Annotated in this window: 20 protein-coding genes; 8 read left to right on the plus strand and 12 right to left on the minus strand. The window is 33.2% G+C overall.

What is annotated here, in order from left to right:
- Nucleotides 1-66: 66 nt before the first annotated feature.
- The 5 genes from ACZ49Z_RS05380 to ACZ49Z_RS05400 form a co-directional block, all read right to left on the minus strand.
- Nucleotides 67-3111, minus strand: a complete 3045-nt coding sequence (locus ACZ49Z_RS05380) for a hypothetical protein (RefSeq protein WP_464307161.1) — start codon at nucleotides 3109-3111, stop codon at nucleotides 67-69.
- A 145-nt stretch (nucleotides 3112-3256) separates the two neighbouring features.
- Nucleotides 3257-3769 carry a hypothetical protein gene (locus ACZ49Z_RS05385; RefSeq protein ID WP_464307162.1) on the minus strand — a complete coding sequence of 171 codons (513 nt, stop codon included), beginning with the start codon at nucleotides 3767-3769 and terminating at the stop codon, nucleotides 3257-3259.
- 845 nt (nucleotides 3770-4614) lie between these two features.
- The gene (gene rsmI, locus ACZ49Z_RS05390; protein WP_464307163.1) at nucleotides 4615-5292 is read right to left on the minus strand and encodes a 16S rRNA (cytidine(1402)-2'-O)-methyltransferase; all 678 of its coding nucleotides are present in this window, start codon (nucleotides 5290-5292) and stop codon (nucleotides 4615-4617) included.
- 7 nt (nucleotides 5293-5299) lie between these two features.
- Nucleotides 5300-5659: a DoxX family protein gene (locus tag ACZ49Z_RS05395; protein WP_464307164.1), complete on the minus strand. Its 360-nt coding sequence runs from the start codon at nucleotides 5657-5659 to the stop codon at nucleotides 5300-5302.
- Nucleotides 5660-5663: 4 nt separating this feature from the next.
- Entirely contained in the window at nucleotides 5664-6536 is an 873-nt protein-coding gene (locus ACZ49Z_RS05400) for a hypothetical protein (RefSeq protein ID WP_464307165.1), read from the minus strand.
- A 184-nt stretch (nucleotides 6537-6720) separates the two neighbouring features.
- Between ACZ49Z_RS05400 and ACZ49Z_RS05405 the strand changes: the two genes are divergently transcribed.
- From ACZ49Z_RS05405 to ACZ49Z_RS05420, 4 genes are all read left to right on the plus strand, one after another.
- Nucleotides 6721-7317 (plus strand): thymidine kinase, encoded by a 597-nt coding sequence (locus tag ACZ49Z_RS05405; protein WP_464307166.1) that lies wholly within the window; start codon nucleotides 6721-6723, stop codon nucleotides 7315-7317.
- Nucleotides 7318-9756 (plus strand): bifunctional UDP-N-acetylmuramoyl-tripeptide:D-alanyl-D-alanine ligase/alanine racemase, encoded by a 2439-nt coding sequence (locus ACZ49Z_RS05410; RefSeq protein WP_464307167.1) that lies wholly within the window; start codon nucleotides 7318-7320, stop codon nucleotides 9754-9756.
- A 95-nt stretch (nucleotides 9757-9851) separates the two neighbouring features.
- Nucleotides 9852-10253, plus strand: a complete 402-nt coding sequence (gene mscL / locus ACZ49Z_RS05415) for a large-conductance mechanosensitive channel protein MscL (RefSeq protein ID WP_464307168.1) — start codon at nucleotides 9852-9854, stop codon at nucleotides 10251-10253.
- Between the two features lie 155 nt (nucleotides 10254-10408).
- Nucleotides 10409-11398 (plus strand): aspartate-semialdehyde dehydrogenase, encoded by a 990-nt coding sequence (locus ACZ49Z_RS05420; RefSeq protein WP_464307169.1) that lies wholly within the window; start codon nucleotides 10409-10411, stop codon nucleotides 11396-11398.
- A 75-nt stretch (nucleotides 11399-11473) separates the two neighbouring features.
- Here the strand turns inward: ACZ49Z_RS05420 and mtgA are convergent, their stop codons facing one another.
- From mtgA to ACZ49Z_RS05445, 5 genes are read right to left on the minus strand one after another with little or no spacing between them, the layout of a single operon-like run.
- Nucleotides 11474-12205 (minus strand): monofunctional biosynthetic peptidoglycan transglycosylase, encoded by a 732-nt coding sequence (mtgA, locus tag ACZ49Z_RS05425; RefSeq protein ID WP_464307170.1) that lies wholly within the window; start codon nucleotides 12203-12205, stop codon nucleotides 11474-11476.
- A 3-nt stretch (nucleotides 12206-12208) separates the two neighbouring features.
- Complete coding sequence (locus ACZ49Z_RS05430) at nucleotides 12209-13321, minus strand: NAD(P)/FAD-dependent oxidoreductase (protein WP_464307171.1); 1113 nt, start codon at nucleotides 13319-13321, stop codon at nucleotides 12209-12211.
- Nucleotides 13321-14013, minus strand: coding sequence for a DedA family protein (locus tag ACZ49Z_RS05435; protein WP_464307172.1), 693 nt, complete (start codon nucleotides 14011-14013; stop codon nucleotides 13321-13323). Before ACZ49Z_RS05435 ends, ACZ49Z_RS05430 begins: the two co-directional genes overlap by 1 nt.
- Nucleotides 14006-15241: a dicarboxylate/amino acid:cation symporter gene (locus ACZ49Z_RS05440; RefSeq protein WP_464307173.1), complete on the minus strand. Its 1236-nt coding sequence runs from the start codon at nucleotides 15239-15241 to the stop codon at nucleotides 14006-14008. The genes ACZ49Z_RS05435 and ACZ49Z_RS05440 overlap by 8 nt, the downstream gene beginning before the upstream one ends.
- Nucleotides 15242-15287: 46 nt before the next feature.
- Nucleotides 15288-16550 carry a dicarboxylate/amino acid:cation symporter gene (locus tag ACZ49Z_RS05445; protein WP_464307174.1) on the minus strand — a complete coding sequence of 421 codons (1263 nt, stop codon included), beginning with the start codon at nucleotides 16548-16550 and terminating at the stop codon, nucleotides 15288-15290.
- A gap of 235 nt (nucleotides 16551-16785) precedes the next feature.
- On the opposite strand from ACZ49Z_RS05445, the gene ACZ49Z_RS05450 reads away from it, so the two are divergent.
- From ACZ49Z_RS05450 to ACZ49Z_RS05465, 4 genes are all read left to right on the plus strand, one after another.
- Nucleotides 16786-20427 (plus strand): reprolysin-like metallopeptidase, encoded by a 3642-nt coding sequence (locus ACZ49Z_RS05450; RefSeq protein WP_464307175.1) that lies wholly within the window; start codon nucleotides 16786-16788, stop codon nucleotides 20425-20427.
- Nucleotides 20428-20550: 123 nt separating this feature from the next.
- Complete coding sequence (locus ACZ49Z_RS05455) at nucleotides 20551-22443, plus strand: S9 family peptidase (RefSeq protein WP_464307176.1); 1893 nt, start codon at nucleotides 20551-20553, stop codon at nucleotides 22441-22443.
- A gap of 31 nt (nucleotides 22444-22474) precedes the next feature.
- The gene (locus tag ACZ49Z_RS05460; RefSeq protein WP_464307177.1) at nucleotides 22475-22990 is read left to right on the plus strand and encodes a hypothetical protein; all 516 of its coding nucleotides are present in this window, start codon (nucleotides 22475-22477) and stop codon (nucleotides 22988-22990) included.
- 88 nt (nucleotides 22991-23078) lie between these two features.
- The gene (locus ACZ49Z_RS05465) at nucleotides 23079-24749 is read left to right on the plus strand and encodes an IS1182 family transposase (protein WP_464307178.1); all 1671 of its coding nucleotides are present in this window, start codon (nucleotides 23079-23081) and stop codon (nucleotides 24747-24749) included.
- Between the two features lie 34 nt (nucleotides 24750-24783).
- On the opposite strand, the gene accC is transcribed toward ACZ49Z_RS05465, so the two are convergent.
- Nucleotides 24784-26142: an acetyl-CoA carboxylase biotin carboxylase subunit gene (accC, locus tag ACZ49Z_RS05470; protein ID WP_464307179.1), complete on the minus strand. Its 1359-nt coding sequence runs from the start codon at nucleotides 26140-26142 to the stop codon at nucleotides 24784-24786.
- A 99-nt stretch (nucleotides 26143-26241) separates the two neighbouring features.
- Nucleotides 26242-26727: an acetyl-CoA carboxylase biotin carboxyl carrier protein gene (accB, locus tag ACZ49Z_RS05475; RefSeq protein ID WP_464308048.1), complete on the minus strand. Its 486-nt coding sequence runs from the start codon at nucleotides 26725-26727 to the stop codon at nucleotides 26242-26244.

Genomic DNA, 26727 nt, shown 5'->3' on the forward strand with positions numbered 1-26727 from the left:
TGTATATCTTTTGGTTATGCAAGATGATAATTGTATCGTTTGTTTATGGTTTTTCTTCATCTTGAATTAGTTTTTATAGTGATATTCGTTCTCGCTTAAAATATTTTCGTCTTTATCTTTTACAAATTGTAAACGATTGAAATTATCATAATGATAGGTAATTTTTTCTCCTTTAGGATCGGTTACTGTGCTTATGCCAATGAGTGGTTTGTGAGTGTAGGTCGTAACCATAGCGTTTGGAAGTGCGGTTCGCAAAGCGTTTAGTGCGGTCATAAGACTGTTTTCATCATTGCCATTAGAGAGTGTTTGCAAATTGGCTTCATAGCTTTGCACTTGTGCATAGGTTGCGTTTTCAATTTTTGCGATGGGTAAGGTTTTGTTATAACCCCAAATCACAGCAGTTGGAACAGCACCTTCTATAGTAAACTGTGTAATATTTCCTTTATTGTCATAATTGTCATAGATTATTTTAGTTTCAGACGCAAGGTTTTCTTTTGAAATTAAAATATTTTTTGGTTGCAATAGATTGCTTGTACTGAGATCTTTTGCGAAAACTTTTTCTTCTTCAGAGATTTTTTGGCTGTTTTTAAAAGTTTGAATAACAATTGGAGTATTAGTCAAATTAGCATTTTTTAAATCATTTACAAATGGTTTTGCAGACATTTGAGTGTCTTCTGGAAAAAAATACTTTGTTTCAAAAACATTACCCATTGTTCCAATAGTTTTCTCTTTTGATATTTTTAGATGTTTATTACTTTCAAAATAATTAGTTTGAGTTTGAGTTATAGGAACACCGTTATTATATTCAATAGTGGTTAGTGAATTTAGAGAAAAGTTGTTGAAGTATTTTTTATAAGCTTGAACCCATTTTCCAGATAGATGATGAATAGTTACGTAATTATTATCATCTAAAGAAGTATTTGTGTTGAAATCTGTTATATCATTGTAGGTATATACTTTTTTCTTCAATAAAACGTTTTGATTTGAATATACACTTTCTACTAAAGGCCTACCTCTTAAAACACTTCTATCCATTCCATATAAGTTTTTAAAATTCTTATAAAGATTTTCCGGATATGCAGGATACATGTTGATGGCATAAACCCTTAAGTTTTGGGAATAGGGAGTTAGTTCATCAGGAAAATTTTCATAACTTGTAAATTCGTGTTCGATATAGCCATTGTTATTCGTTATTTCAAATACTTTTTTATAACCAACATTGTAGCTGTCTAATGTGTTTTCTTGAACGTTCGAACTTGATTTAATGAATAATTTTGAGGAAAAAGAAGAGCCATCTGTAAAATGAATATAATATATATATCTTGGCCAATTCATCAATATCCCTGAAGATTCACTTGAGTTTAAATTTGTAGTATATTTATATTCTCGTTCATTTTCAATTATGCCGTTTATGGAAAAATCATATTGTTTTTTTATCCGAGCTCCTCCACATATTCCACTATTATTTGTTAATACTGGTAAAAAAGAACTTGATGAGTTTCTCTCTATTCTCTTCCCATAATAATGAGGTTCATATTCAAAAATACTGTAGCCTTTGGTTGGATAAACTATTTTCTTTAACAAGCCTACATCATATTTAGAGATATTAGTATCTCTAAATGTATTATCTAATGTATAGTCTCCTGTAGAAACATCGTAAGTATCGTATGGAGCAAGTAAAAGATTATTGTCATTTCCATTCCAATACCCCCAATGATCTATTCCTTTGGTGTCATATTTTGGTAGATTATCGGTATTGTAATATTCAAAAGAATAAAAATTAGTAGAATCAAGTTCGCTAATTTTATGTAGAAAAGGTCTTTTATTTGTACCACCTAAATGCTGGTATTCAAAAGAGGTTTGTCTTATTAAATTGTTTTTGAAAAATGTTTGTATGTTGCTTAAAACAAACTCGTTAAAATACATATTAGCGTTGTCATGGTGTTTGATTGGGTATCCTAAATTTGTATAGTTTACAGCTATTTTATAGTCGTTATATACAACTGATTCCAATATTGATTTTTTTATCAGTGCAAAATATTTATTGCCATTAGGTGAGCTTGAGTTAATGCTCATACAAAATGATGGACTAGCACAATTTAGAACTTCATTACTTCTAACACCATCTTGATTGTAACTCTCTAAGCTTAAAAGCTGAGCATTATTTATAAAAACATTATTTGGGACACCATGCATATTGCAAAATAATTCATGATTTTCTAAACTTCCAGATTTATAATTGAATGAAATTCTATCATTATTGGTTAGAATTACTTCAGAAATACTAAATGAGTTAATATATGGGAATCCTGAAAAATAGTCATACATACTTGCTCCAGATTCGCTTTTTTGATATGTAACTTCATATTTAGAGAAATCTCCCCCAAAAACATATTTTATCCCTTTTCCATCAATAAGCGTTATTTTTGAACTAGGAGGAATACAAAAACTATTACCACCGTAGGTTTGCATTTCTGAAATGTCTACTTTTAGATCTGGATCATTAGATTTTACTAACACGATACCATTATTCCCAATCATAAATTCCCCATTTAAACCCATAATTGAAAATCGAAATAAATCTGGTTCTCCCTCATATCCCTGAGAAGAAGGACCTATACGCCAATCTATGCCATTGCCGACAACAGCACCAGCACCACTATTAAGATCAAAAAGCTGCACGTTTGTGTATTGGTTTAATCTAACACCAGTTAAAAAACCATGCAAGTTTTGTCCACTCCCAAAAGGAGAAGAACCATTTTCTAAAGGACTACCAATATACTCGTCAGGAATATTGTTTAAACTGCGAGTTATTCGACCTCCCAAAAATAGTGACCAATTTACACCTGCAATTTCGGATTTTTTGTGTGGGACAAAACCAGATGAATCATAGCTAAGAATTGCTTCAATCGTATTATCATTGGAAACTGGGAAAGATGCAATTGGGATATTTAAATCAATATTCCCAACATGTAGATTTGTTGGTATATTGCCTTTTTTTTCAAACGCATGCGTTTCGGGGGTTTTAATCTCAACTTTGTTAAATGTGCTTAATTGACAAAATGCTACTTGCGCACATGCAATTAATATTAGTGTTGTTATTTTTTTCATTTTTTTTTATTTTATTATTTATTAACCTTCACACTTCCGTGTTGGGTATTGATTCTAATTTTAATAAGACAAATTCCATGTGGTAAATCACTAATCTCCATGGAAATGGGTTTTATCTCCATAAACTAAGGAATTAGAAAGCATCCTAAATATAGCCACCGTCTTTGGTGGGTGCAATGCTAAGGAGCCTTTCCATGCCGCTTCCTCCAATGGTTCTCTGCCACATTTCTTGTCCTTTGGTATTGAGTTTAATAACCCAAAAATCTTCTAATCCTTTGTTGTAGTCTTTTTTGTCGATTCCTTTATCTGACAAAGAAGTGCCTCCAAGAATAAAACCACCATCGTGGGTAATGGCAATGCTTTGCAATAGGTCTGCTTTGTTGCCTCCAAAGCTTTTTTGCCAATCCATATTGCCGTGTTCGTCCATTTTCCAAAGCCAATAATCCAAATCGCCTTTGTTTTTTTCTTCTTTGTTTCCGTTTTTATCGGAAATGGAACTTCCAGCCAAAATGAACCCGTAGTCTGGGGTTGCAATGGCGTCATAAAGGTATTCGGCATGCTTGCCACCATAGGATTTTTCCCAAAGGATGTCTTGGGCAGACATGTAGGTTGCGCTAGTTACTAGTGCAAGCGTACAGATTTTCAGTTTGCTATACATAGATGTAAAAAAATAATATGCTTGTAATTAGGCTACAAAGCTAAATGATTATTGTTTGCGTGTCAATGCGTATTTATACGTAATTTTCATACTTTTTGGCTGTTTTTTTTCGTAGAAATACGTACGTATTTCTACGATTTCTTTTTTATATAGATGCTAAAAAGGAAAAAAGGTTGGGAGGTGTTTCATTTTTTTATGTTGTTTCTGTAATAGTAGTTTTATAGTTATACGTTATTCAAGATTAATAAGTTACAAAAATGTGTAAGTTTTTTTTTCGTTTGTAAAAATAATGAGTTCGTTGTAATTTTCTACTATAAAAAAACAAGTTGTACTCGAAATTCTTGAATTTCGAGTTGCTTTTTGAAAATAGTTGCGTTAGCTTTTGGTTTTTTAAAAATAAAATAGTATAAATTTTGTGGTAAATGGTGTAATTTTGATTTGAAATGGATGCTGTGACAATTTTTATTTTGAAACACAAAACGTCACGGTTTTTGTGTCAATTTTAATTTGAAATGGATAATGTCACACTTTCTGTGACAAAGTGAAATGTGTTACTGTTTTTGTCACAACAATTTTGAAGTAGCATATTATAGTCATCGCAAAAAAAATGCCAAGGTGGGGGTTTTGTTTTTTAGTATTCAAAAATAACTTCCAAAGTTTGCATTGTTTTGAAAACCTATAAAGATAATACAAACAAGTTGCCATGAAAATAGCTGCTATTAACCTGACGAAAGATAATAGACTTATCTACTTTGTATAAAGAGATTAAGTTGTTTCTGTTTGTTGTTCTATTGCTTTACCCAATAAATAAGAAGGAATTATTTTTCACAAATGGCAACGCTAAATTATTTTGAACTTTTCCCTGCCACACAAATTACAATTTCTCCTTTTGCAGGTTTGGCTTCAAAATAGTGCAGTACTTCTTCAGCAGTGCCTCTTACTGTTTCTTCATGCAGTTTGGATATTTCACGAGAGACAGAAACTCGACGATCGGCTCCGAAATATTGAATATATTCTGTTAGGGTTTTGTTTAATTTGTGTGGAGACACATAGAAAATCATGGTTCGGGTTTCTTCTGCCAGTGCTAAAAAACGAGTTTGTCTCCCTTTTTTGTCGGGCAAGAAGCCTTCAAAAACAAACTTGTCATTAGGCAAACCACTATTAACCAGAGCAGGCACAAAGGCAGTGGCTCCTGGCAAGCATTCTACAGGCACACCGTTTTCTACACAAGCACGTGTTAATAGAAAACCAGGGTCCGAAATGGCAGGTGTTCCTGCATCGCTAATTAAAGCAATGGTTTCTCCTGCTTGCATTCTTTTTACTAAGTTTTCGACAGTCTTGTGTTCGTTGTGCATGTGGTGACTGTGCATTTGCGTTGCAATGTCGAAATGTTTTAATAGTTTTCCGCTATTACGGGTGTCTTCGGCTAATATTAAATCGACTTCTTGCAGTGTTTTTATGGCTCTAAAAGTCATGTCGTCAAGATTACCTATTGGCGTTGGAACTAAAAATAATTTACCCATTTTCTCTTTATTTCCCTGTTTTTTTTCCTAATAAATAAGAAGTTAATAATAAAATCATTGCAACTGCTGCTGTTCCTTGTGCACCATCTTTTACCATGAAGTGTGCGAAAAAAGCAAGAATTATTTCAAAGAAAAAAGCTGCATAGGCCCATTCTCTCAGTGTTTTATTAAAATTGAATACTATAGTAATGATGCCTATGATTTTTAAAACAGCTAAAGGGTAAATTAAATACGTAGGATAGCCTAAAGTCTCAAAAAAACCTTTTACCATTTCGTAATGATTAAAATACAGGGTTGCAGAATAAAGCATTATAGCACAAAACAATACGGTGCATACCCAATAGGCTATTTTAAAATACTTAGTCATCTTTTTAATTGAATTTTTTTTCTATGATTTCTAGAAAACGCATTTCATATTCTTCGCAACCCGCCCAATTGTTATAATCTGGCTTAATAAAATCGTTAATAAAACCAGTTACTTCTTCAAAAGTGTCGAAAGTGTTTAGTTGCGATAACACACGGTTAAAGTCATCTGAACTTCCGCCAAATAATTTTTTTTCAAAGGCTATTCTGTCATTCAGTCCAATGCTAATCCCTCTTGTTAATCGGTCATTTAATGACATTGTTTTGGGTTCGTCTATTTTGCTAGGTTCTTTTTTGATGGAAACCGTTTTATCTTCAACAACAGCGTTTGGATCTTCTTTTATGATGGTTTTAGCAACTGGCTCGGGTTCGTTAAAAAGAGGAGTTTCTACTTTTTCAAAAACAGTTTCGGTTACTTTCGCTACTTCTTGTGGAATGTCTTCTACTTTTACGAAATCTATTTCTTTATAGTCATCTACAAGAACACCATCAAAAATATTCGATTGTATGGCTGTGGGTGCTTCTAAAACAGGTGCTTCTAAAACAGGTGTTTCTTCAATGACAGATGCTTCTTCTTTCCTTTCTTCTACCACAGGAACTGTTTCATTTGGCATACTGTTATTCACTTCTGCTTCAACAGTTGTTTCTACAATTGGTTTTTCAATAATGGGTGTCGTAGTCGCTTCTAGTTTTTGTTCGAGTGCTTCTATTGAAATTTCTTGTTTTGCTATTTCAATGTTTTCTTCATAAAAACGAAGAACGGTTAGTTGTTCATATAATTTTCGAGCTTCTTCTTGCAGTTGTTTAGTTTCGGAACGGTTTTTAAGCTTTAAAACACGATGAGCAATACTGATTAATTCGGCTTCTAACTTTTTTTTCATAGCTTTATTAAATAGAAATTGAATATAAAAATGGGTTAATATAGTGGTTGTTAATTTTTTTCTACTGCTTAAATAAATTGAGCACTTACTTGTTTTAATAGTTTGTCCTTATTGTAAATTTGTGTAAGTTTGTTCATTCTACAAAAGTAGTAGAAAATAATATTAATCGACCGAAAGATACAAAATGTTTCTAGAAAATACCGTAAATCAATCTGAACAATTTGGCTGGATAGAAGTAATCTGTGGTTCAATGTTTTCTGGAAAAACAGAAGAACTAATTCGACGTTTAAAAAGAGCGCAATTTGCAAAACAGAAAGTGGAAATTTTTAAGCCATCGGTAGATACACGCTATGATGAAGAAATGGTAGTTTCGCACGATGCCAATGAGATTCGGTCAACACCTGTTCCTTTGGCAGGTAATATTCGCATTTTAGCACAAGGTTGCGATGTTGTTGGTATTGATGAAGCACAATTTTTTGATGATGAAATTGTTTCGGTGTGCAATGATTTGGCGAATAGTGGTATTCGCGTTATTGTTGCGGGTCTTGACATGGATTTTAAGGGCAACCCTTTCGGACCCATGCCAAATTTAATGGCCACCGCAGAATATGTTACTAAAGTACACGCTGTTTGTACTCGCACTGGGAATTTGGCTAATTATAGTTTTCGCAAAACCGAAAATGATAAATTGGTAATGCTAGGAGAAACCGATGAATATGAACCTTTAAGCCGAGCAGCCTTTTATAAAGCATTAAAGGAAAGCAAAGAAGCTAAAAAATAAATGAATTTTTCAATTAATAGTATTATAAAAGAGATTGATGCTCAATCTGTTGGTTTTTTCGATGACTTTATTGTCGAAAATATCTCTATTGATAGTCGTTCGTTGCAAAATAATTCTGGAACTTTATTTTTTGCTCTAAAAGGGCAAAATCATGATGGCCACCACTATGTGAAAGAACTCATTAGAAATGGTGTTTCTTATTTTGTTGTGAATGCTATTCCAGAAGGCTTAGAAAATAGCGCTAATTTTTTAATAGTAGAAGACACTACAAAAGCCTTGCAGGAAGCCGCAAGATATTACAAGAAACAATTTAAGTTTCCAACAATTGCTATTACGGGTAGCAATGGCAAAACAATTGTGAAAGAATGGTTGAATTTTCTTTTGAGCCCAGATTATTTAGTAGTTAGAAGCCCTAGAAGTTACAACTCGCAAGTGGGCGTTCCCTTATCTATTTTTGGGATTAATGAAAACCACAACTTAGGCATTTTTGAAGCTGGCATTTCCAAGCAAGGAGAAATGAGCAAGCTAGAAGCAATCATTCAACCAACTGTTGGTGTTTTTACTCATATTGGGACAGCTCATGATGATGGTTTTACTAATAGAGAAGAAAAAATAATTGAAAAAACACAACTTTTCAGACATTGTGAAGTGGTGATTCTTCAAAAAAACGAGGCAATTGAAAAACACATTAAAAAACCAATTTTCACATGGAGTTTTGAAGATCGAAGTGCTGTTGTTTTTGCTGAAATTGAAGCACAAAAGAACAACACAACATCTTTAAAGATACACTATAAAGGAAGTATCGTTTCTTTAGTCTTTCCTTTTCATAGTCGCATTGCTGTTGAAAATGCAATGACTTGCGTGTGCACACTGCTTTATTTGGGTATAAGCGAAGATGTTATTGCGACTAGAGTTCAAAATCTATATGAAGTTGAAATTCGTTTGCAGGCTAAAAAAGGAATTAATGGTTGCATGCTAATAGACGACTCTTATTCTTCCGATTATCAGTCATTAAAAATGGCTTTAGATTTTTTAGAGCAACAAAAATTTTATCAGAAAAAGACCATTATCCTCTCAGATATCTTCCAAGGAGGATTGCCAACAACAACTTTATATCAAAAAGTAGCGCTGGCTATTCAAAATAACAAAATTGATAGAATTATAGTTATTGGAGAAACCATCTCTAAATACCTGAAGGAGTTGCCAAACCTCATTTCGTTCGCTTCCACAGAAGAATTTTTAAAACGATTTAACACCGATTCCTTTCAAAACGAAACCATCCTAATAAAAGGAGCTCGTAGTTTTAATTTTGATGAAATTGTCGTGCTATTAGAAGAAAAAAAGCACGAAACTGTCTTGGAAATTAATCTTGATGCCATTTCTAATAATTTAAATTTTTACAAATCGAAGATTAAACCAGAAACTAAAATTATGGTTATGGTTAAAGCGTTTGGTTATGGGAATGGAGGGTATGAAATTGCAAAACTATTAGAACATAATAAAGTAGATTATCTAGGAGTTGCTTTTGCCGATGAAGGAATTGCCCTTAGAAATGCAGGAATTAAACTGCCAATAATGGTTCTTAACCCCGAGAATAGTAGTTTTAACGCAATGATTGCTTATGATTTGGAACCTGAGATTTATTCTATTACAGGGCTAAAAGCTTTCTTAGAGTTGGCACAACAAAAAAATATTGCGTCCTATCCTATTCACATAAAATTAGATACTGGAATGCATCGTTTAGGTTTTGAGTGGGAGGCATTAGAGGAATTGATTTTACTCTTGAAAAATAATAATTTCGTTGAAGTTAAAAGTATTTTTTCTCATCTTTCTGCCTCAGACGATCTTGCTTTTACTGCTTTTACTGAACTTCAGTTTGAGCGATTTAGAAAGTATTCTGAAAAACTGATAACAACATTAGACATTAAACCTATTCGACATATTTTGAACACCTCTGGAATTTTTAATTACAGTGAAATGCAATATGAAATGGTGCGACTAGGTATTGGATTGTATGGTGTGGGAAATTCTGAAATTGAAAACAAAAACCTTCAGAATGTGAGTACTCTAAAAAGCATCATCTCTCAGATTAGAACAATTCCTGTTGGTGAAAGTATTGGTTATGGCAGAAAATTTATGGTAGAAAAACCAATGAAAATAGCAACCATTCCAATTGGCTATGCAGACGGCATTCGCAGAGCATGGGGTAATGAAAAAGGGTATGTTCTAATTCAAAATCAAAAAGCAAAAATAGTGGGGAATATTTGTATGGATATGCTGATGGTCGATGTTACTAATATTGATTGCACTTCTAGTGAAGAGGTCATTATTTTTGGAGAAAATCCTTCTGTAATTGAAATGGCAAAGCAATTGGAAACAATACCCTATGAAATACTAACAAGTGTATCTCAACGGGTAAAAAGGGTATTTTATCGATAGTTCTATGTCGTCAAAAAAAATAATTTATTACTTTATTTTTTTTAAATTAGTTTAGCAGAAAATAATTATAAATAAATAACTAAAAACAATTAATTATGTTAAAGGAATTTAAAGATTTTGCAATGAAAGGAAACCTAGTAGATATTGCTGTAGGTTTTGTTATGGGAGCTGCTTTTAACAAAGTAGTTTCATCATTTACTGGAGGAATTGTTTCTCCGCTAATTGGTTTAATTTTCAGTTCCGATTTTAAAGATTTAAAATATGTACTACATGAAGGCGTTGCCAATGCCGAAGGAGTTATTGAAGGAGAAGTAGCTGTTTTGTGGGGAGAATTTTTAACCAATGTCATTGATTTTGTGATTGTTGCTTTTGTAATGTTTATGATTGTAAAAGGTGTAAATGCATTGAAGAAAAAAGAAGTTGAAGCAGCACCAGCACCAACAGGACCTTCTCAAGAAGAATTATTAGCTGAAATTAGAGATTTACTAAAGAAATAGTGACCGCTACATTATATATTCTAACTAAACCCCGATTTTTCGGGGTTCTTTTTTTTATAAAATGCTATATTTCCTTTAAATTTTGTGAAATTTATAATTTGAGATAGACGAACAAAATTTTATTCTATACTTTTGTTGAACTAAATTTTATAAAGATGAAAGTTGCCGTAGTAGGTGCTACCGGAATGGTAGGCGAAATAATGCTTAAAGTGTTAAAAGAGAGAAATTTTCCTGTAACAGAATTAATTCTTGTGGCTTCAGAAAAGTCGGTAGGCAAAGAAGTAGAATGGAACGGAAAAACGTATAAGGTGGTTGGTTTGCAAACTGCTGTAGCGATGAAACCAGAAATTGCTTTGTTCTCTGCTGGAGGAGAAACCTCTTTAATTTGGGCTCCAAAATTTGCAGAAGTTGGAACAACAGTTATTGATAATTCTTCGGCTTGGAGAATGGATGCCACCAAGAAACTTATTGTACCAGAAATTAATGCAAGCGCATTAACTAAAGAAGATAAGATCATTGCTAATCCAAATTGCTCCACGATTCAAATGGTAATGGCATTGGCTCCGCTACATTCAAAATATAAAATTAAAAGAGTGGTGGTTTCAACCTATCAGTCTATTACAGGTACGGGTGTAAAAGCAGTACAACAACTAGAAAACGAATATGCAGGAGCGCAGGGAGAAATGGCCTATAAATATCAGATTCATAGAAACGCGATCCCTCAGTGCGATGTTTTTGAAGCGAATGGATATACTAAAGAAGAGATGAAACTGGTGCGTGAAACACAAAAAATTCTAGACGATAGAACAATTGCTGTTACTGCAACTGCTATTAGAATTCCTGTTGTTGGCGGGCATAGTGAAGCGGTAAATGTTCAGTTCGAAAATGATTTTGATGTGTCTGAAATTCGTCAAATATTGCACGAAACTTCTGGGGTGACTGTTCAAGATAATTTAGACACGTTTACCTATCCAATGCCTTTATATGCAGAAGGAAAAGATGATGTTTTTGTGGGTAGAATTCGCAGAGATGAAAGTCAACCAAACACTGTAAACATGTGGATTGTTGCGGATAATTTAAGAAAAGGAGCAGCGACAAACACCATTCAAATTGCAGAATATTTAGTAGCCAATAGTTTAGTATAATTTAACTTTATACAACAAACCCAAATTGCACATTAGAATTACTAATATGTAATTTGGGTTAAATTTATCAAGGCTTTAATACTCTAATTTTGTAAACCCAATATATTTACTAATTTTAGCTTTTCTTCCATTAATATATGAAGAAGAATTTGATGCCTTATATTTTCTCGGGTTTGGAAGAATGACTGCAATACCAGCGGCTTCATATCGTGTTAAATCTTTTGCTTGTTTATGATACCAGTATTTAGATGCTGCCTCTGCACCATACACACCGTCTCCCATTTCGATACTATTTAAATAGACCTCCATAATTCGTTCTTTACTCCAAACAAGTTCAATTAAAAAAGTAAAGTAGGCTTCTAGTCCTTTCCTCACATAACTTCTTCCTTGCCAAAGAAATACATTTTTTGCAGTTTGCTGAGAAATTGTACTTCCTCCTTTTATTTTTTTTCCTTTTTTATTACTTTCATAAGCTTTTAACATCGCATTTAAATCGAAACCATTGTGCTCTAAAAACAATCCATCTTCACTGGCTATAACTGCTTTTTGAAGGTTTGGTGAAATATTTTCAATAGACACCCAATCATGCGAACACTTCATTTCTTTCCCTTCTGCCTTTTGTTCAAAAGCCCTTATTATCATTAAAGGCGTAAAAGGAACAGGAACAAATTTATACAGCAATACAAAAAACAAACTCACAATATTAAACCAAAGTATTGATTTCCATATAAATCGAAACACTTTTTGACCAAAAGTTCGTTTTTTTGCGGTAGTTTTTTTCTTTTTTGGAGTAGTTTTTTTTGCCATAAATTATACTAAATCTGCTAATTCTTTTCCTATTAAACTCCCAATTGCAACACCCATTCCTCCTAATCGTACTCCGCAATAAACATTTTGAGACATTTGTTCCACAATTGGCATTTTATAATTACCAACTCCCATTATCCCACTCCAACGGTGTTCAACTTCGAATTGATAATTCGGCAAAATTACAGTTTTTAACAACTCCTCCAACTTGTCTTGAATCTTTTTTGTTTGATTCAACGCTGTAGTAGTTTCTCCTTCAAAATCAAGATTTCTTCCTCCTCCAAAGAGAATTCTATTTTCGATATTTCTGAAATAATAATAGCCTTGATCCAAATGAAACGTACCTTTTATATCGAGATTCTGGATGGGCTTAGTAATTAGGACTTGAGCTCTAGCGGGTCGCACTTCTCCTTTTGTTAATTCTCCTGCAAAACCATTTGTAGCAAACAACAGTTTATTCGTTTTAAATGTGATTTCATTTGCAACAACCTCAACACAGGTCTCTAGTTCTTGATAATTAATCACACACTGCTGATTCAAAATAAGAATATCTTTTGAAATAGCTTCTTTCAAAAGCGCTTGCATCATATTTCCAGTATCAATTTGCCCTTCAAAAGGATTAAAAATCAAATAGTTAAAAATATTTTCAAAACCGAATCTATCAATTTGTTTTGAAAAAACATCTGCTTTAAAAATAGGTTTTAAAACATCATTAATGAAAGGCAATTTTTGAAGACATTCCTCAAAAAAACTTTCATCTTGCCTAAGAAACAACTCATAACCACCATATGGTTTAAAATCGATCACATCATCCCCCAATCTATTTCTTAGTAATTTCAACCCATTTATTCTTTTCTGAATTAATTGAATCACCTCTTCTTCCGAATGGTTTTTTAAATCTTCGATAATTTCAGAAACACTACCAAAACAAGCAAATCCTGCATTTTTAGTACTTGCTCCTTGGGGCAACATTCCTTTTTCAAGAATTACAATCTTTGATGTTGGAAATCTTTCTCGTAATTGAAGGGCACAATGAATACCAACTATACCACTTCCTACAATAGTAAAATCTATATTGGTAAACCAATTTTTTAATTCCCAATAACTAAGCTGCATTATTTATCTGTGTTATTAAATACTTTTTTTTGTTTAAAATAATTCCAAACCAATGGAAATGTGGTAATTGCAATTAACGTTAAAATTATTGTTTCAATATGCTTCTTTAAATCTATTCCAAATTGTTCTAAGAAAAGGCTATACAAATAATGCCCTGCAAAAACCAATAAGAAAGACCACAACAACGAACTTAACACATTATAAAACATAAATTTACTTTTCTTCATGTGAACAATCCCAGCAATAATGGGTACAAAAGTCCTTATAATGGGTAAAAAACGTGCAAAAATAATTGCAATTCCACCATGCTTTTCAAAAAAAACTTGAGACTGTATTAGATATTTTTTCTTAAAAAAGAAACTATCTTCTTTTGCATATAAATAATTACCACTTCTAGCTCCAAACCAATACCCAAAAATATTCCCTAAGGTAGCCGCTATTGCAATGAGCAAAGAAAGCACCGTTACATTAGATAAATCGCTAGAAATAATGAAAAAAGTTTTAACTAATTCACGATTATAAATACCCGACAAAAACAATAAACTATCTCCAGGCAAAAAGAACCCAGCAAAAAGTCCCGTTTCAGCAAAAACAATAAATAACACCATGTAAATTCCTATTGGAACTCCATTTATTTCCATCATTATATAAAATTCAGGATTAAAAAGTTTTGTCCAGTGAAAATCATTCATCTAATATAGATTTTGTTTCCCATTTATCAATTACTGCTGTAGCTAAAGAATTTCCTAAAACATTAGTCATACTTCTTGCCATATCGCAGAAATGATCTATAGGTAAAATTAATGCAATACCTTCAGGAGGAATGTTAAACATTGCACAGGTTGCCACAATTACAATTAAAGAAGCTCTTGGAACTCCAGCCACTCCTTTACTGGTTAACATTAAAACCAACAACATTGTTAATTGTTCTCCAATGCTCATGTCTATTCCATACACTTGAGCAATGAAAATACTTGCAAATGTCATATACATCATACTCCCGTCTAGGTTAAATGAATAACCCAATGGTAAAGTAAAGGAAACTATTTTATTTTGACAACCAAATCTTTCTAATTCTTCTACTAATTTTGGAAAAACTGCCTCAGAACTTGTCGTAGAGAATGCAATTAATAATGGATTTTTTATACGTTTTAAAAGCACAAGCAAACGTCTTCCAAGAAACATATAACCTACCAATAACAAAATAAGCCAAAGAATTACAATTCCAATGGTAAAATCGATAAGATAATGCGTATATAATTTAAAAATCCCAAACCCATGCTTTGCAACTGCTGCAGCAACAGAACCAAAAACACCAAAAGGAGCCACCCACATGATATAGGTTACCATTTTAAGAATCACATGAGATAAAGTATCCAAAAGTTTGATTATTGGTTTCCCTTGCTTTCCTAATGTCGCTAAAGCTACTCCAAAAAGGATTGAAAAAATTACAATTTGCAAAATTTCATTAATTGCCATCGCTTCAAAAATACTTTTTGGAACAAGATGTTTCACAAACTCTTCTACAGAAAACGCCTGCGTTTTTTCAATTATTTCAGTAGCTCCATCTAATTCTTTTAAAGAAATTTCAGTTTTTTTCCCTGGCTTTAATACATTGACCAAAACCATTCCTAATAGCAAAGACACTAAAGAAGCAGAAATAAACCAAGCCATTGCTTTACTTCCAACTCTTCCAACCATTTTCAAATCGCCCATTTTGGCAATTCCAACAACTAAAGTAGAGAAAACCAATGGTGCAATTATCATTTGAACCATTCTAATAAAAACAGTTCCTAATAATTTTACGTTTTTAGAGAAATCTTCCTGATAGGAAGGATAATAATAATGACTGATTGCACCGGCAAAGACACCCAAAATCAAAGCTATAATTATAGCAACAAAGAGCTTGTTATTTTTCACTGAAATAAATTTATTTTTCAGTAAATGTATATAAAAAAGTAATTCGTTATTCTAGTTTATCAACAGACTTTGCAACAATCATAGAAACAGCAGCATCACCTGTAACGTTTACGGTAGTTCTACACATATCTAACGGTCTATCTATTGCAAAAATTAACGCTAAACCAGCCTCTGGAATTCCCGCTTGAGCTAAAACGATAACTAACATTACCATACCAGCACCAGGAACAGCAGCACTACCAATAGAAGCCAATGTTGCAGTTGCAATAATTCCTAACTGAATACCAAAAGACAAATCCATACCAAAAGCTTGAGCAATAAAAACTGCTGCAACTGCCTGATACAAACTGGTACCATCCATATTAATTGTTGCTCCAATTGGCAATACAAAACTAGCCACTTCATCATCTACACCTAAATTATCAACCACTCTCTCCATGGTAACAGGAAGTGTTGCCGCAGAAGAACTTGTAGAAAAAGCCAATAATTGCGCTGGGGCAATTCCGTTAAGGAAAAACTTATGATTTTTCTTCGTTAAAACCCTAACCAAAAACAGATAAAAAACAATTAAAATAAGCAACCCTAAAACCACGGTAATTCCATACATCCCTAATGCTTTAAACAAATCGAAACTTGGAGATTCGGCAACTAAAGATGCTAATAGTGCAAAAACACCAAAGGGAGCGGCTAACATTATTAAATCAATCATTTTAAGAATCGCTTCATTAAAACCATCAAAAAAAGCTTTTACAGGAGCCGCTTGGTCTACTGGGATTAATATTAATGCAATCCCAAAGAAAATGGCAAAAAAGATTACTTGCAACATATTTCCATTATCAGCAGAAGCACCAATAATATTACTAGGAACAATATCTTCTAATGCTTGCAATGGCCCAGCTTTCTTTTGATTTTCTGCTGCTTGAATTTTTGAATTTGCATCATTAGAATAATTCCCTACTAGTTCTATTCTTGTTTCTTCAGAAATAAAACTCCCTGGCTTTATTATATTCACAACAGCTAAACCGATTGACACAGCAAAAACAGTAGTCAAAATATACAAACTGATAGTTCTACCTCCCATTTTTGAAAGCTTTGAAATATCTTTCAAATCGGAAACTCCTTTTATTAATGACGCTAATATTAGAGGAACTGCAATTAATTTCAATAAATTAATGAATATATTCCCAAATGGTTTTACCCAGTTTACAATAATTTCCTTTCCAAAATCAAACTGAATTAAAAGTACAGCAAACAAAACTCCGAATACCATTCCTAACAATATTTGCCAATGCAACGCTAATTTTTTCATTTCAGGTGTGTTTCAAATTTTAAAAACGTGAAAATAAGGATATTTTTTTAAATACCCCTTTAAAATCCATTTTCAAAAAACAAAAAGCAAATAACGAATCTACATATATAACTAAGTAAAGACCTTTAAAAATGCATTTACTATAGTATTTTAACTATTTTAATATATAAACTGTAAAAATATTAAAAATAAATTATATATCTTTGACACGCTAAAAAACAAAACTATACAAATTATGAAACAAAAATTTCTTTTAATTGCAGCAATTGCAATTACAAGTTTCTCGTTTGCACAAAACAGAGAAACGTTTTGGAAAAAAACCTCAAAAAGTGATGCAGCCGTCTTTGAAAACAAAAGCTCGCTTTCAAACACTAACCTTTTCACTTTAGACATTAATAGCCTTAAACAAAGCATTAAAAGTGTTTCCAAAAGAGTTAATTTTAATGAAACCTCAAACACTATCATCTCAATTCCGAATAGAGATGGCAAAATGGAACGTTTTTCTATATTGGAAAACTCAAACATGGAACAAAGTTTAGCAGATAGATATCCAGAAATCAAATCTTATGTTGGATATGGTATCGACAATCCAACCGCTACAATTTATTTTAGTATTTCTCCATTAGGTTTTCAATCTATGACTTTATACGCTGACAAATCAGCTGAATTTATTGAGCCCTACACCAAAGATTTAAAAACATATGCAGTCTATAGAAAAGCGGATAGAAGAGCAGCGTTTTCAAAATTTGAGTGTAGTGTTGTTGACCATGCTACAAACAAAGCAGCATCTACTACAGCTTTACGACCAAATGCTGACGATTCTAAATTAAGAACTTTCCGTCTAGCCATGTCAGCAACAGGAGAATATACAGCCTATTTTGGAGGAACAAAAGCGCTTGCTTTAGCTGCAATAAACACTACAATGACACGTGTGAATGGTGTTTTTGAAAAAGATTTCAGCGCAAGAATGGTATTAATATCGAATACTGACGCAGTAATTTATACTGACGCTTCTACAGACCCATATACTACTAGCTACAACAGCCAACTACAAAGCACCTTAACTTCAGTTATTGGTGACTCCAACTATGATGTTGGGCATTTATTAACAAAAGCTGGAAATAATGGTAACGCTGGATGTATTGGTTGCGTTTGTAATTCTGGAAAAGGTAGCGGGTTTACATCGAGCACCATTCCTGAAGGAGACAATTTCGATATTGATTATGTTGCCCATGAAATTGGACATCAATTCGGAGCAAATCACACATTCTCAATGAGCAATGAAGGAACAGGCGTAAACATGGAGCCCGGTTCAGGATCTACTATTATGGGATATGCTGGAATTACTAGTCAAGATGTTCAACCACATTCTGACGCCTATTTTCACGCAGCAAGTATTCAACAAGTAACAAACAATATCAAATCTAAAACTTGTCCAACAGTAACTAACACAGGGAATGCAGTACCAACTGCTAATGCAGGAAGCGATTACACTATTCCAAAAAGCACACCTTTCATACTTACTGGTTCTGGATCAGATGCTAATGGCGACCCATTAACCTATGTTTGGGAACAATTTGATAATGCAGCTAGTTCTGCAACAGGAGCTAGTTCTGCTGCAAGTGCAACAAGAACTTCTGGACCAACATTCAGATCTTACAACCCAACAACTTCACCTTCAAGAATGTTCCCTAGACTAGAAAGCGTTTTAGCAAACTCTTCTACAACAACTGGAGCAGAAATTACCGTTGAAGCACTGCCTTCTGTTGCAAGAACAATGAATTTTAGATTTACAGTAAGAGACAATAGAGCAGGCGGTTCTGCAAATAATAGTGATGATATGGTTGTTACAGTAAGCGGTGCTGCTGGACCATTCAATGTTACTTCACCAAACACAGCAGTTTCGTATTCTGGTGGTTCTTCACAAACAATTACTTGGAATGTTGCAGGAACAACTGCAAATGGCGTAAACTGTGCTAATGTTGATATTTTATTATCTACAGATGGCGGAAACAACTTTGACACTGTTTTATTAGCTGGAACTCCAAATGACGGATCACAAGCGGTTACAATCCCAAACATCCCTGGAAACCAAAACAGAATTATGGTTAAAGGTACAAATCATATTTTCTTTGATATATCTAATTCTAACTTTACTATTACAACTGGAACTGGAGGAGACACAACTGCACCATCTGCACCAACTAACCTTAGTGCTTCGGGAACAACACAAACAACAACAAACTTATCATGGACGGCTTCAACAGATAATGTTGGCGTAACAGGATATGATGTTTTTCAAGGTGGTACTCTAATTGGATCAGCTACTTCAACTTCTTATGCTGTAACAGGATTAAGCCCTGCAACTACATATAGTTTTACTGTAAAAGCTAAAGATGCTGCAGGAAATATTTCATCATCAAGCAACACTGCAAATGTAACAACTTTAACAGGCACAACAGACCCTGTATATTGTGACTCTAAAGGAAATAGCGTAGCCGATGAATATATTGGAAGAGTTCAATTCAATACCATTGATAATTCTTCTACTGGAAATAATGGCTACACAAACTTTACAAACATTTCTACAAACGTAAGCAAAGGAACTTCATATAACATAACTGTTACACCAACATGGACAGGAACAGTATATAGTGAAGGATATGCAGTTTGGATCGATTACAATAAAGATGGCGATTTTACTGATGCTGATGAGTTAGTTTGGAGTAAAGCAGCAAGTACTGCAACACCAGCAAGCGGAAGTTTTACAATTTCAAATTCTGCAATTACAGGATCTACCAGAATGAGAGTTTCAATGAAATATAATGGAGTGCCGACTTCTTGTGAGACATTCTCATATGGAGAAGTAGAAGATTATACGGTAAACATTGGTGCTGGCGTTCCAGATACTACAGCTCCATCAAGCCCAACTGCACTTTCTGCATCGGGAACGACTCAAATTTCTACAAACTTATCTTGGAATGCTTCAACAGACAACGTAGGCGTAACAGGATACAATGTTTACCAAGACGGAACTCAAATTGGTACAGCAACTACAACATCTTTTGCAGTTACAGGATTAACCGCTGCTACTACTTATGCTTTCACTGTTAAAGCTAAAGATGCAGCAGGAAACATTTCATCATCAAGCAACACTGCTTCAGTAACTACACTTTCTAACACAGTTACTTATTGTTCATCGCAAGGAAATAATACTAACGACGAAAGAATTTCAAAAGTAGTTTACGGTAGCATAAACAACTCTTCAACAGGAACAGCAGGCTATGAGGATTTTTCTTCAATTGCAACAACTGTTTCAAGAGGTAATTCTCAAAGCATAACAATCACACCATTATGGACAGGAACTGTTTATAGCGAAGGCTATTCGGTATGGATTGATTTTAATCAAGATGGTGATTTTACAGATGCAGGCGAGCAAGTTGTTACGATTGGTGCAACAAAAAACACTCCAGTTAGCGGAACAATCACAATACCAACAAGTGCAAGTTTAGGAGCAACAAGAATGAGAGTTTCAATGAAGTATAACGGTGTACCATCTTCATGCGAGACATTCACTTATGGACAAGTAGAAGATTATACTGTTAACATTACTGCATCAGGCAAAGAAGAAGATTCAGATTCTTTTTCACAAGGAAATGAAATTGTTATCTATCCAAATCCAGCAACAACTTTATTAAATGTTAATTCAATATCTAATGAGGCAACTTTTAGAATTCACAATCTATTAGGGCAAACTGTTTTAGGTGGTAAAATTTCAAACAATTCAATTGACGTTTCTAGATTAAATGCTGGAAATTATATCATTGAGATTACCGATAAAGAAAAAACAACGAGTAAACAATTCATAAAACAATAAACTAAATCAATCACTAAAAAAGGTCCTCTAAAAAAACGAGGACTTTTTTTTTATTTGACAAGCAACACTTACGTTAATTTTAAAATAATTATTTTTAGGCATTATTATATAATAACAAACAATATGAAAAAAATAATTTTAATCTTAATTAGCATGGCCGGAATATCCTTAACTGCTCAAGAAAAAATGACTCCAGAATTACTTTGGCAACTTGGAAGAGTATCTCCAATAAGCATCACAAATGATTCTAACAGCATCATCTATAAAGTTTCAACTCCTTCAATTGAAGAAAACAAATTAATTTCAAAATATTACATAATTCCCATTGAAGGTGGAACACCTAAAGAAATTAAAGATTTTGACAGCCTCATTAAAGACAAAAACAAATCTAAAAACGGTTGGACACTATCACATAAAGAAATCAAAATTCAAGATGTAGATGGCAAAGACTTCTATCCTAATTTAGACAAAAGCGATGTTCAAATTTATAATAATTTAGATTATCGTCACTGGGACACATACAATACAGGAAATCACAATCATGTTTTCATTACAAATAGCAAAAATGAAGAAATAGACATCATGAAAGGAGAACCTTATGATTGTCCACAAAAACCATTTGGAGGAGATGAAGACTACATATGGTCGCCTGACGAAACAAAAATAATATACGTTTCAAAAAAGAAAAGCGGAACAGCATATGCTACAAGCACAAATACAGACCTATATGAATATGATTTGGCATCAAAAACCACAAAAAACCTCACACAAAACAATGAAGGCTATGATGTAGCTCCACAATTTTCTCCAAATAATGACTTGACATGGCTACAAATGAAGCGAGATGGATATGAAGCAGACAAAAACGACATCATTGTACATCATAAAGGCATTGACATTAATTTAACTTCTAATTGGGACGGTACAGTTGACAGCTTTACTTGGAGCCCTAATGGGGAAAAAGTATTCTTCCTAGCTCCTGTAAACGGCACAAAACAACTTTTTGAAGTTAATTTTCCAGGATTAACTAAAATTGCAGTAAAAGTACAACAAATAACAGAAGGACAATTTGACGTTAATCAAATTATAGGATTCAATAACAACTCAATACTATTAACACGTAGCGACATGAATCATGCTAATGAAATATTTAGCTATAATTTAAAAAGTAAAAACTGGAAACAAATTACAAATATCAACACTACAACTTATTCAAAAATAGCTTTACCTAAAGTTGAAAAAAGAATTGTTAAAACCACAGACGGTAAAGACATGCTTGTTTGGGTAATACTCCCTCCAAATTTTGACTCAAAAAAGAAATACCCAACATTACTGTATTGTCAAGGAGGTCCACAAGGAGCGTTATCACAATTCTATTCCTACAGATGGAATTTCCAACTAATGGCATCGCAAGACTATATTATTGTTGCTCCAAACAGAAGAGGAATGCCTGGACATGGTGTCTCTTGGAACGAACAAATAAGCAAAGACTGGGGAGGACAAGCAATGGATGACTATTTAAGCGCAATAGATGATATTGCTAAAGAATCATATGTAGATAAAAACAGACTTGGTGCAGTTGGTGCTAGCTATGGAGGCTATTCTATATTCTATTTAGCAGGTATCCACAAAAACAGATTTAAAACTTTTATTGCTCATGCAGGAATTTTCAACACCCAAAGCATGTATGGAACAACAGAAGAAGTATTTTTTACAAACTGGGATATGGGCGGTCCATATTGGGAAAAAGACAATAAACTAACACAAAAATCATATAATGAATTTAATCCAATAAACTTCATAAACAACTGGAATACACCTATATTCATCATTCAAGGAGCAAAAGATTATCGTGTTCCAATTGGACAAAGTCAAGAAGCATTTCAAGCAGCACAACTAAAAGGCATCAAAAGTAGATTTATGTTGTTCCCAGAAGAAAATCACTGGATATTAGCTCCACAAAATGGTTTAGTTTGGCAAAAAGAATTTTTTAAATGGTTAAAAGAAACGCTTTAAAAGCGTTTCTTTTACAATAATATTTTGAAACATGATGCCTTTTGAAGAAATAGAATTGACTATAAAAACATTTCATAATTTAGGAATGACGATAGAGGCTGCTGAATTTTTAATTAAAACATACAAATTAGAACACCCTAATTTTGATTATTTTGAATTAGCAAAAGATGCCGAACCTGAATTCATACTTATGCTGACAATTGGAGCACTAGGAAAACCTCAAAGAATTCAAATTCCTAAAAACGTATTCAAATACCCTTTAAATTTAGTCTTGAACCTTTTGGCTCACGAAATGCTACATGTAAAACAAAAAGCTTCAGAAAACCTTATAATTGACAAAAACGAAAGAGAATGGCAAGCATATTATGAAATGATTTTTCACAAAGAGTTTCCGCTAATACCAAATTGCTCTGACTATCATATAAAATTCTTTGGTAGCAAAGCCCTTGAGTATTACAAAAGAATGGGAGCAGGTTCCGAGTTACAATTAAAATATGCAGATCAGAAAAGAGAAGTCGAAAATACAATAAGCTCTATAAAACCATAAAAGAGGCTGTCCAAAAAGTAATGACAGCCTTTTTTTGTTGTATTTTATCTCTAAAATTAGTATCTTAGAGTTGACACAAAAATACACAATGGCTAAGATAGTTTTTAAAAATCAAACAGGCAATTCTCCAGAGTTATTTCCTATCAATATTTTCGATAGAATACCGCAAAACCATCCAGTTCGCTTAGTGGAACAAGTTGTTAATCAGTTAGATATAAGTGAAATTTTAAAACACTATAAAGGTGGAGGTACTTCTGCTTATCATCCAAGAATGATGGTTAAAGTATTGTTTTATAGTTATTTATCTAATGTATATTCTTGCAGAAAAATTGCAAAAGCACTTCAGGAAAACATTCATTTTATGTATATTTCGGGTAATTCAACTCCCGATTTTAGAACGATAAACGATTTTAGGGGTAAAGTTCTAAAAAATCACATTCAAACTCTTTTTGCAGAAGTGGTAAAAATGTTGGTTGAAATGAAATATGTAAGCCTAGATGTTCAGTATATTGATGGTACAAAGATAGAATCTAAAGCTAATAAATATACTTTTGTATGGAGAGGCTCCGTTGAGAAATATAAAGAAAAACTAGAAATTAAAATTAGTCATATTTTATCGACTATTGAAAACAGTATTCAATCTGATAATCAAGAACTAAATATAGAAGAATTACCAAAGTCGATTGATTCAGAAAGTTTAAAAGAAAAGCTTTCGATTCTTAATAAAAAACTCAAAGAACCTACCAAAAAACAGGCAAGAGAATTGCAAAAACTTCAAGAGGAACATCTTCCAAAGCTTGAAAAATATGAAAAAGACTTGGTTACAATGGGAAACAGGAACTCCTATAGTAAAACAGATCCCGAAGCTACCTTTATGAGAATGAAAGAAGATCATATGAAAAACGGTCAATTAAAACCTGCTTACAATCCGCAAATATCTACTGAAAACCAATTTATTACACATGTTTCTATTCATCAAACAACAAATGACACTACAACCTTAAGTTCTCATCTTGAAGGTTTTGAAAAAGCCTATCAAAAACAGAGCAAAGAAATCGTTGCAGATGCAGGTTATGGAAGTGAAGAAAACTATGAAATGCTGGAAGAAAAACAAGCTGATGCTTATGTGAAATATAACTATTTTCATCAAGAACAAAAAAGAAAGATAAAAAACAATCCTTTTCTTGTTCAAAATTTATTTTACAACAAAGAACACGATTTTTATGTTTGTCCAATGGGTCAAATCATGCAAAAAACAGGAGTAGGAAAACGTGAAACCAGTACTGGATATGAATCACAAATTACATATTATCAAGCCAAAAGATGCCAAGGATGTCCTTTACGAAGTCAATGCCATCAATCAAAAGGTAATAGAATTTTATCAGTCAATCATCGATTAAATGAATTAAAAGAAAAAGCAAGAAAGCTACTAATGAGTGAAAAAGGACTAGAACATCGAAGTAAACGTCCAATAGAGGTAGAAGCGGTTTTTGGTCAACTTAAAAGCAATAATAAATTCAATCGATTCACAATGAAGGGATTAGAAAAAGTAACATTAGAGTTTTTACTAATGGCCCTTGGACACAACTTTAGAAAAATGAATGCATTCAAGGCAGACTTGCTAAAATTTGTTTTCAAAACCAAAATTCACACTTATCTAGCCTATTTTAAAACTAAAATTTGCCTTGTTAAAGTAACTCAAAGTTATTTTGCTATTATTTTTTCTTCAAAACAAAATAGCTTAAAAATAGCTACATAAAAAAAAGCTGTCCTTTTCGGACAGCCCCTTTACATTAATTTTCTGACTCTAATTTATCTTTCATAACAAAAGATTCCATAAATTTTGTGGTATAATTTCCAGCTACATAATCTGGCTCATCCATTAATTGTCTATGGAAAGGAATTGTAGTTTTAATTCCTTCAATAACAAACTCATCTAAAGCCCTCTTCATTTTATTGATTGCTTCTTCTCTAGTTTGAGCTGTAGTAATTAACTTAGCAATCATCGAATCATAATTCGGTGGAATTGTGTAACCTGAATATACATGAGTATCTAATCTCACACCATGTCCTCCAGGTGTATGTAATGTAGTGATTTTTCCTGGCGAAGGTCTAAAATCATTATATGGATCTTCCGCATTAATACGACATTCTATAGAATGCAACATTGGGAAATAATTTTTTCCTGAAATTGGAATCCCAGCAGCCACCATTATTTGTTCACGAATCAAATCGTAATCAATAACTTGTTCGGTAATTGGATGCTCTACTTGAATTCGCGTATTCATTTCCATAAAATAGAAATTTCTATGCTTATCAACTAAAAACTCAACGGTTCCAGCACCTTCATACTTAATAAATTCAGCAGCTTTAACAGCAGCTTCACCCATAGCATTACGCAACTCATCTGTCATAAAAGGAGAAGGTGTTTCTTCTGTCAATTTTTGATGACGACGTTGCACAGAACAATCTCTTTCTGACAAGTGACATGCTTTACCATATGAATCTCCAATTACTTGAATTTCAATATGACGAGGCTCTTCAATAAGTTTTTCCATATACATCCCATCATTTCCAAAAGCAGCAGCAGATTCTTGTCGAGCACCTTCCCAAGCCTTTAATAAATCTTCTGGCTTCCAAACTGCTCTCATTCCTTTTCCACCACCACCAGCAGTTGCTTTAAGCATTACAGGATAACCCATTTCTTTAGCCAACTTCTCTGCTTGTTCAAAAGATTCCAGCAAACCATCTGAACCGGGCACACACGGAACTCCTGCAGCTTTCATTGTTGCTTTTGCAGAAGCCTTATCCCCCATTTTATCAATCATTTCTGGAGAAGCTCCAATAAATTTGATGCCATGTTCTTGACAAATTTTAGAAAACTTAGCATTTTCCGACAGGAAACCATAACCTGGATGAATTGCATCTGCATTAGTAATTTCTGCAGCTGAAATAATATTTGCCATTTTTAAATAGGACAAATTACTTGCTGCTGGCCCAATACAAACTGCCTCATCTGCAAATCTAACGTGTAAACTCTCTGCATCGGCAGTCGAATATACGGCAACGGTTTTAATCCCCATTTCCTTGCACGTTCTAATAACACGAAGAGCAATTTCTCCACGATTTGCAATTAATATTTTTTTAAACATATCTTGATTAATTAGATAATTAGACAATAAATAATAATAGAACTTAGAATAATAACTTCATTAACTGAATATTCATTCTGATTTCTAATTTCTAATTCCTTAAGATGGATTTACTAAAAACAATGGTTGATCAAATTCGACTGGAGAAGAATCATCAACTAAAACTTTAACTATTTTACCTGAAACCTCAGATTCAATTTCATTAAATAACTTCATTGCTTCAATAACACAAACAACATCTCCTTTAGAAATGGTGTCTCCTACTTCAACAAAAACAGGTTTGTCTGGTGCAGGCTTTCTATATAAGGTACCAATGATAGGCGATTTAACTGTTACATATTTTGAAGTATCTTCTGAAGCTTGAACCACTGGTGTAACTGGTGTTGTTGGTGCCACTGGCTGAGGGGCAGCAGCTTGAGGCAAAGCTGACGACACTGGAACTTGCTGCACATAAGTTGTAGTTGCTTCTGGCCCTTCATTTGTAGTTTTTATGGTGATTTTAAAATCATCCATTTCTAATTTTACTTCTGTAGCACCTGATTTTGCTACAAATTTAATTAGGTTTTGAATTTCTCTAATATCCAT

The organism is Flavobacterium sp. KY-23415 (assembly GCF_055384985.1).

Excerpts from the sequence above, each read along its gene's own strand:
- ACZ49Z_RS05380 (WP_464307161.1), bottom strand. The coding sequence starts at position 3,111 with ATGAAAAAAATAACAACACTAATATTAATTGCATGTGCGCAAGTAGCA.
- ACZ49Z_RS05385 (WP_464307162.1), bottom strand. The coding sequence starts at position 3,769 with ATGTATAGCAAACTGAAAATCTGTACGCTTGCACTAGTAACTAGCGCA.
- rsmI (WP_464307163.1), bottom strand. The coding sequence starts at position 5,292 with ATGGGTAAATTATTTTTAGTTCCAACGCCAATAGGTAATCTTGACGAC.
- ACZ49Z_RS05395 (WP_464307164.1), bottom strand. The coding sequence starts at position 5,659 with ATGACTAAGTATTTTAAAATAGCCTATTGGGTATGCACCGTATTGTTT.
- ACZ49Z_RS05400 (WP_464307165.1), bottom strand. The coding sequence starts at position 6,536 with ATGAAAAAAAAGTTAGAAGCCGAATTAATCAGTATTGCTCATCGTGTT.
- ACZ49Z_RS05405 (WP_464307166.1), top strand. The coding sequence starts at position 6,721 with ATGTTTCTAGAAAATACCGTAAATCAATCTGAACAATTTGGCTGGATA.
- ACZ49Z_RS05410 (WP_464307167.1), top strand. The coding sequence starts at position 7,318 with ATGAATTTTTCAATTAATAGTATTATAAAAGAGATTGATGCTCAATCT.
- mscL (WP_464307168.1), top strand. The coding sequence starts at position 9,852 with ATGTTAAAGGAATTTAAAGATTTTGCAATGAAAGGAAACCTAGTAGAT.
- ACZ49Z_RS05420 (WP_464307169.1), top strand. The coding sequence starts at position 10,409 with ATGAAAGTTGCCGTAGTAGGTGCTACCGGAATGGTAGGCGAAATAATG.
- mtgA (WP_464307170.1), bottom strand. The coding sequence starts at position 12,205 with ATGGCAAAAAAAACTACTCCAAAAAAGAAAAAAACTACCGCAAAAAAA.
- ACZ49Z_RS05430 (WP_464307171.1), bottom strand. The coding sequence starts at position 13,321 with ATGCAGCTTAGTTATTGGGAATTAAAAAATTGGTTTACCAATATAGAT.
- ACZ49Z_RS05435 (WP_464307172.1), bottom strand. The coding sequence starts at position 14,013 with ATGAATGATTTTCACTGGACAAAACTTTTTAATCCTGAATTTTATATA.
- ACZ49Z_RS05445 (WP_464307174.1), bottom strand. The coding sequence starts at position 16,550 with ATGAAAAAATTAGCGTTGCATTGGCAAATATTGTTAGGAATGGTATTC.
- ACZ49Z_RS05450 (WP_464307175.1), top strand. The coding sequence starts at position 16,786 with ATGAAACAAAAATTTCTTTTAATTGCAGCAATTGCAATTACAAGTTTC.
- ACZ49Z_RS05455 (WP_464307176.1), top strand. The coding sequence starts at position 20,551 with ATGAAAAAAATAATTTTAATCTTAATTAGCATGGCCGGAATATCCTTA.
- ACZ49Z_RS05460 (WP_464307177.1), top strand. The coding sequence starts at position 22,475 with ATGATGCCTTTTGAAGAAATAGAATTGACTATAAAAACATTTCATAAT.
- ACZ49Z_RS05465 (WP_464307178.1), top strand. The coding sequence starts at position 23,079 with ATGGCTAAGATAGTTTTTAAAAATCAAACAGGCAATTCTCCAGAGTTA.
- accC (WP_464307179.1), bottom strand. The coding sequence starts at position 26,142 with ATGTTTAAAAAAATATTAATTGCAAATCGTGGAGAAATTGCTCTTCGT.
- accB (WP_464308048.1), bottom strand. The coding sequence starts at position 26,727 with ATGGATATTAGAGAAATTCAAAACCTAATTAAATTTGTAGCAAAATCA.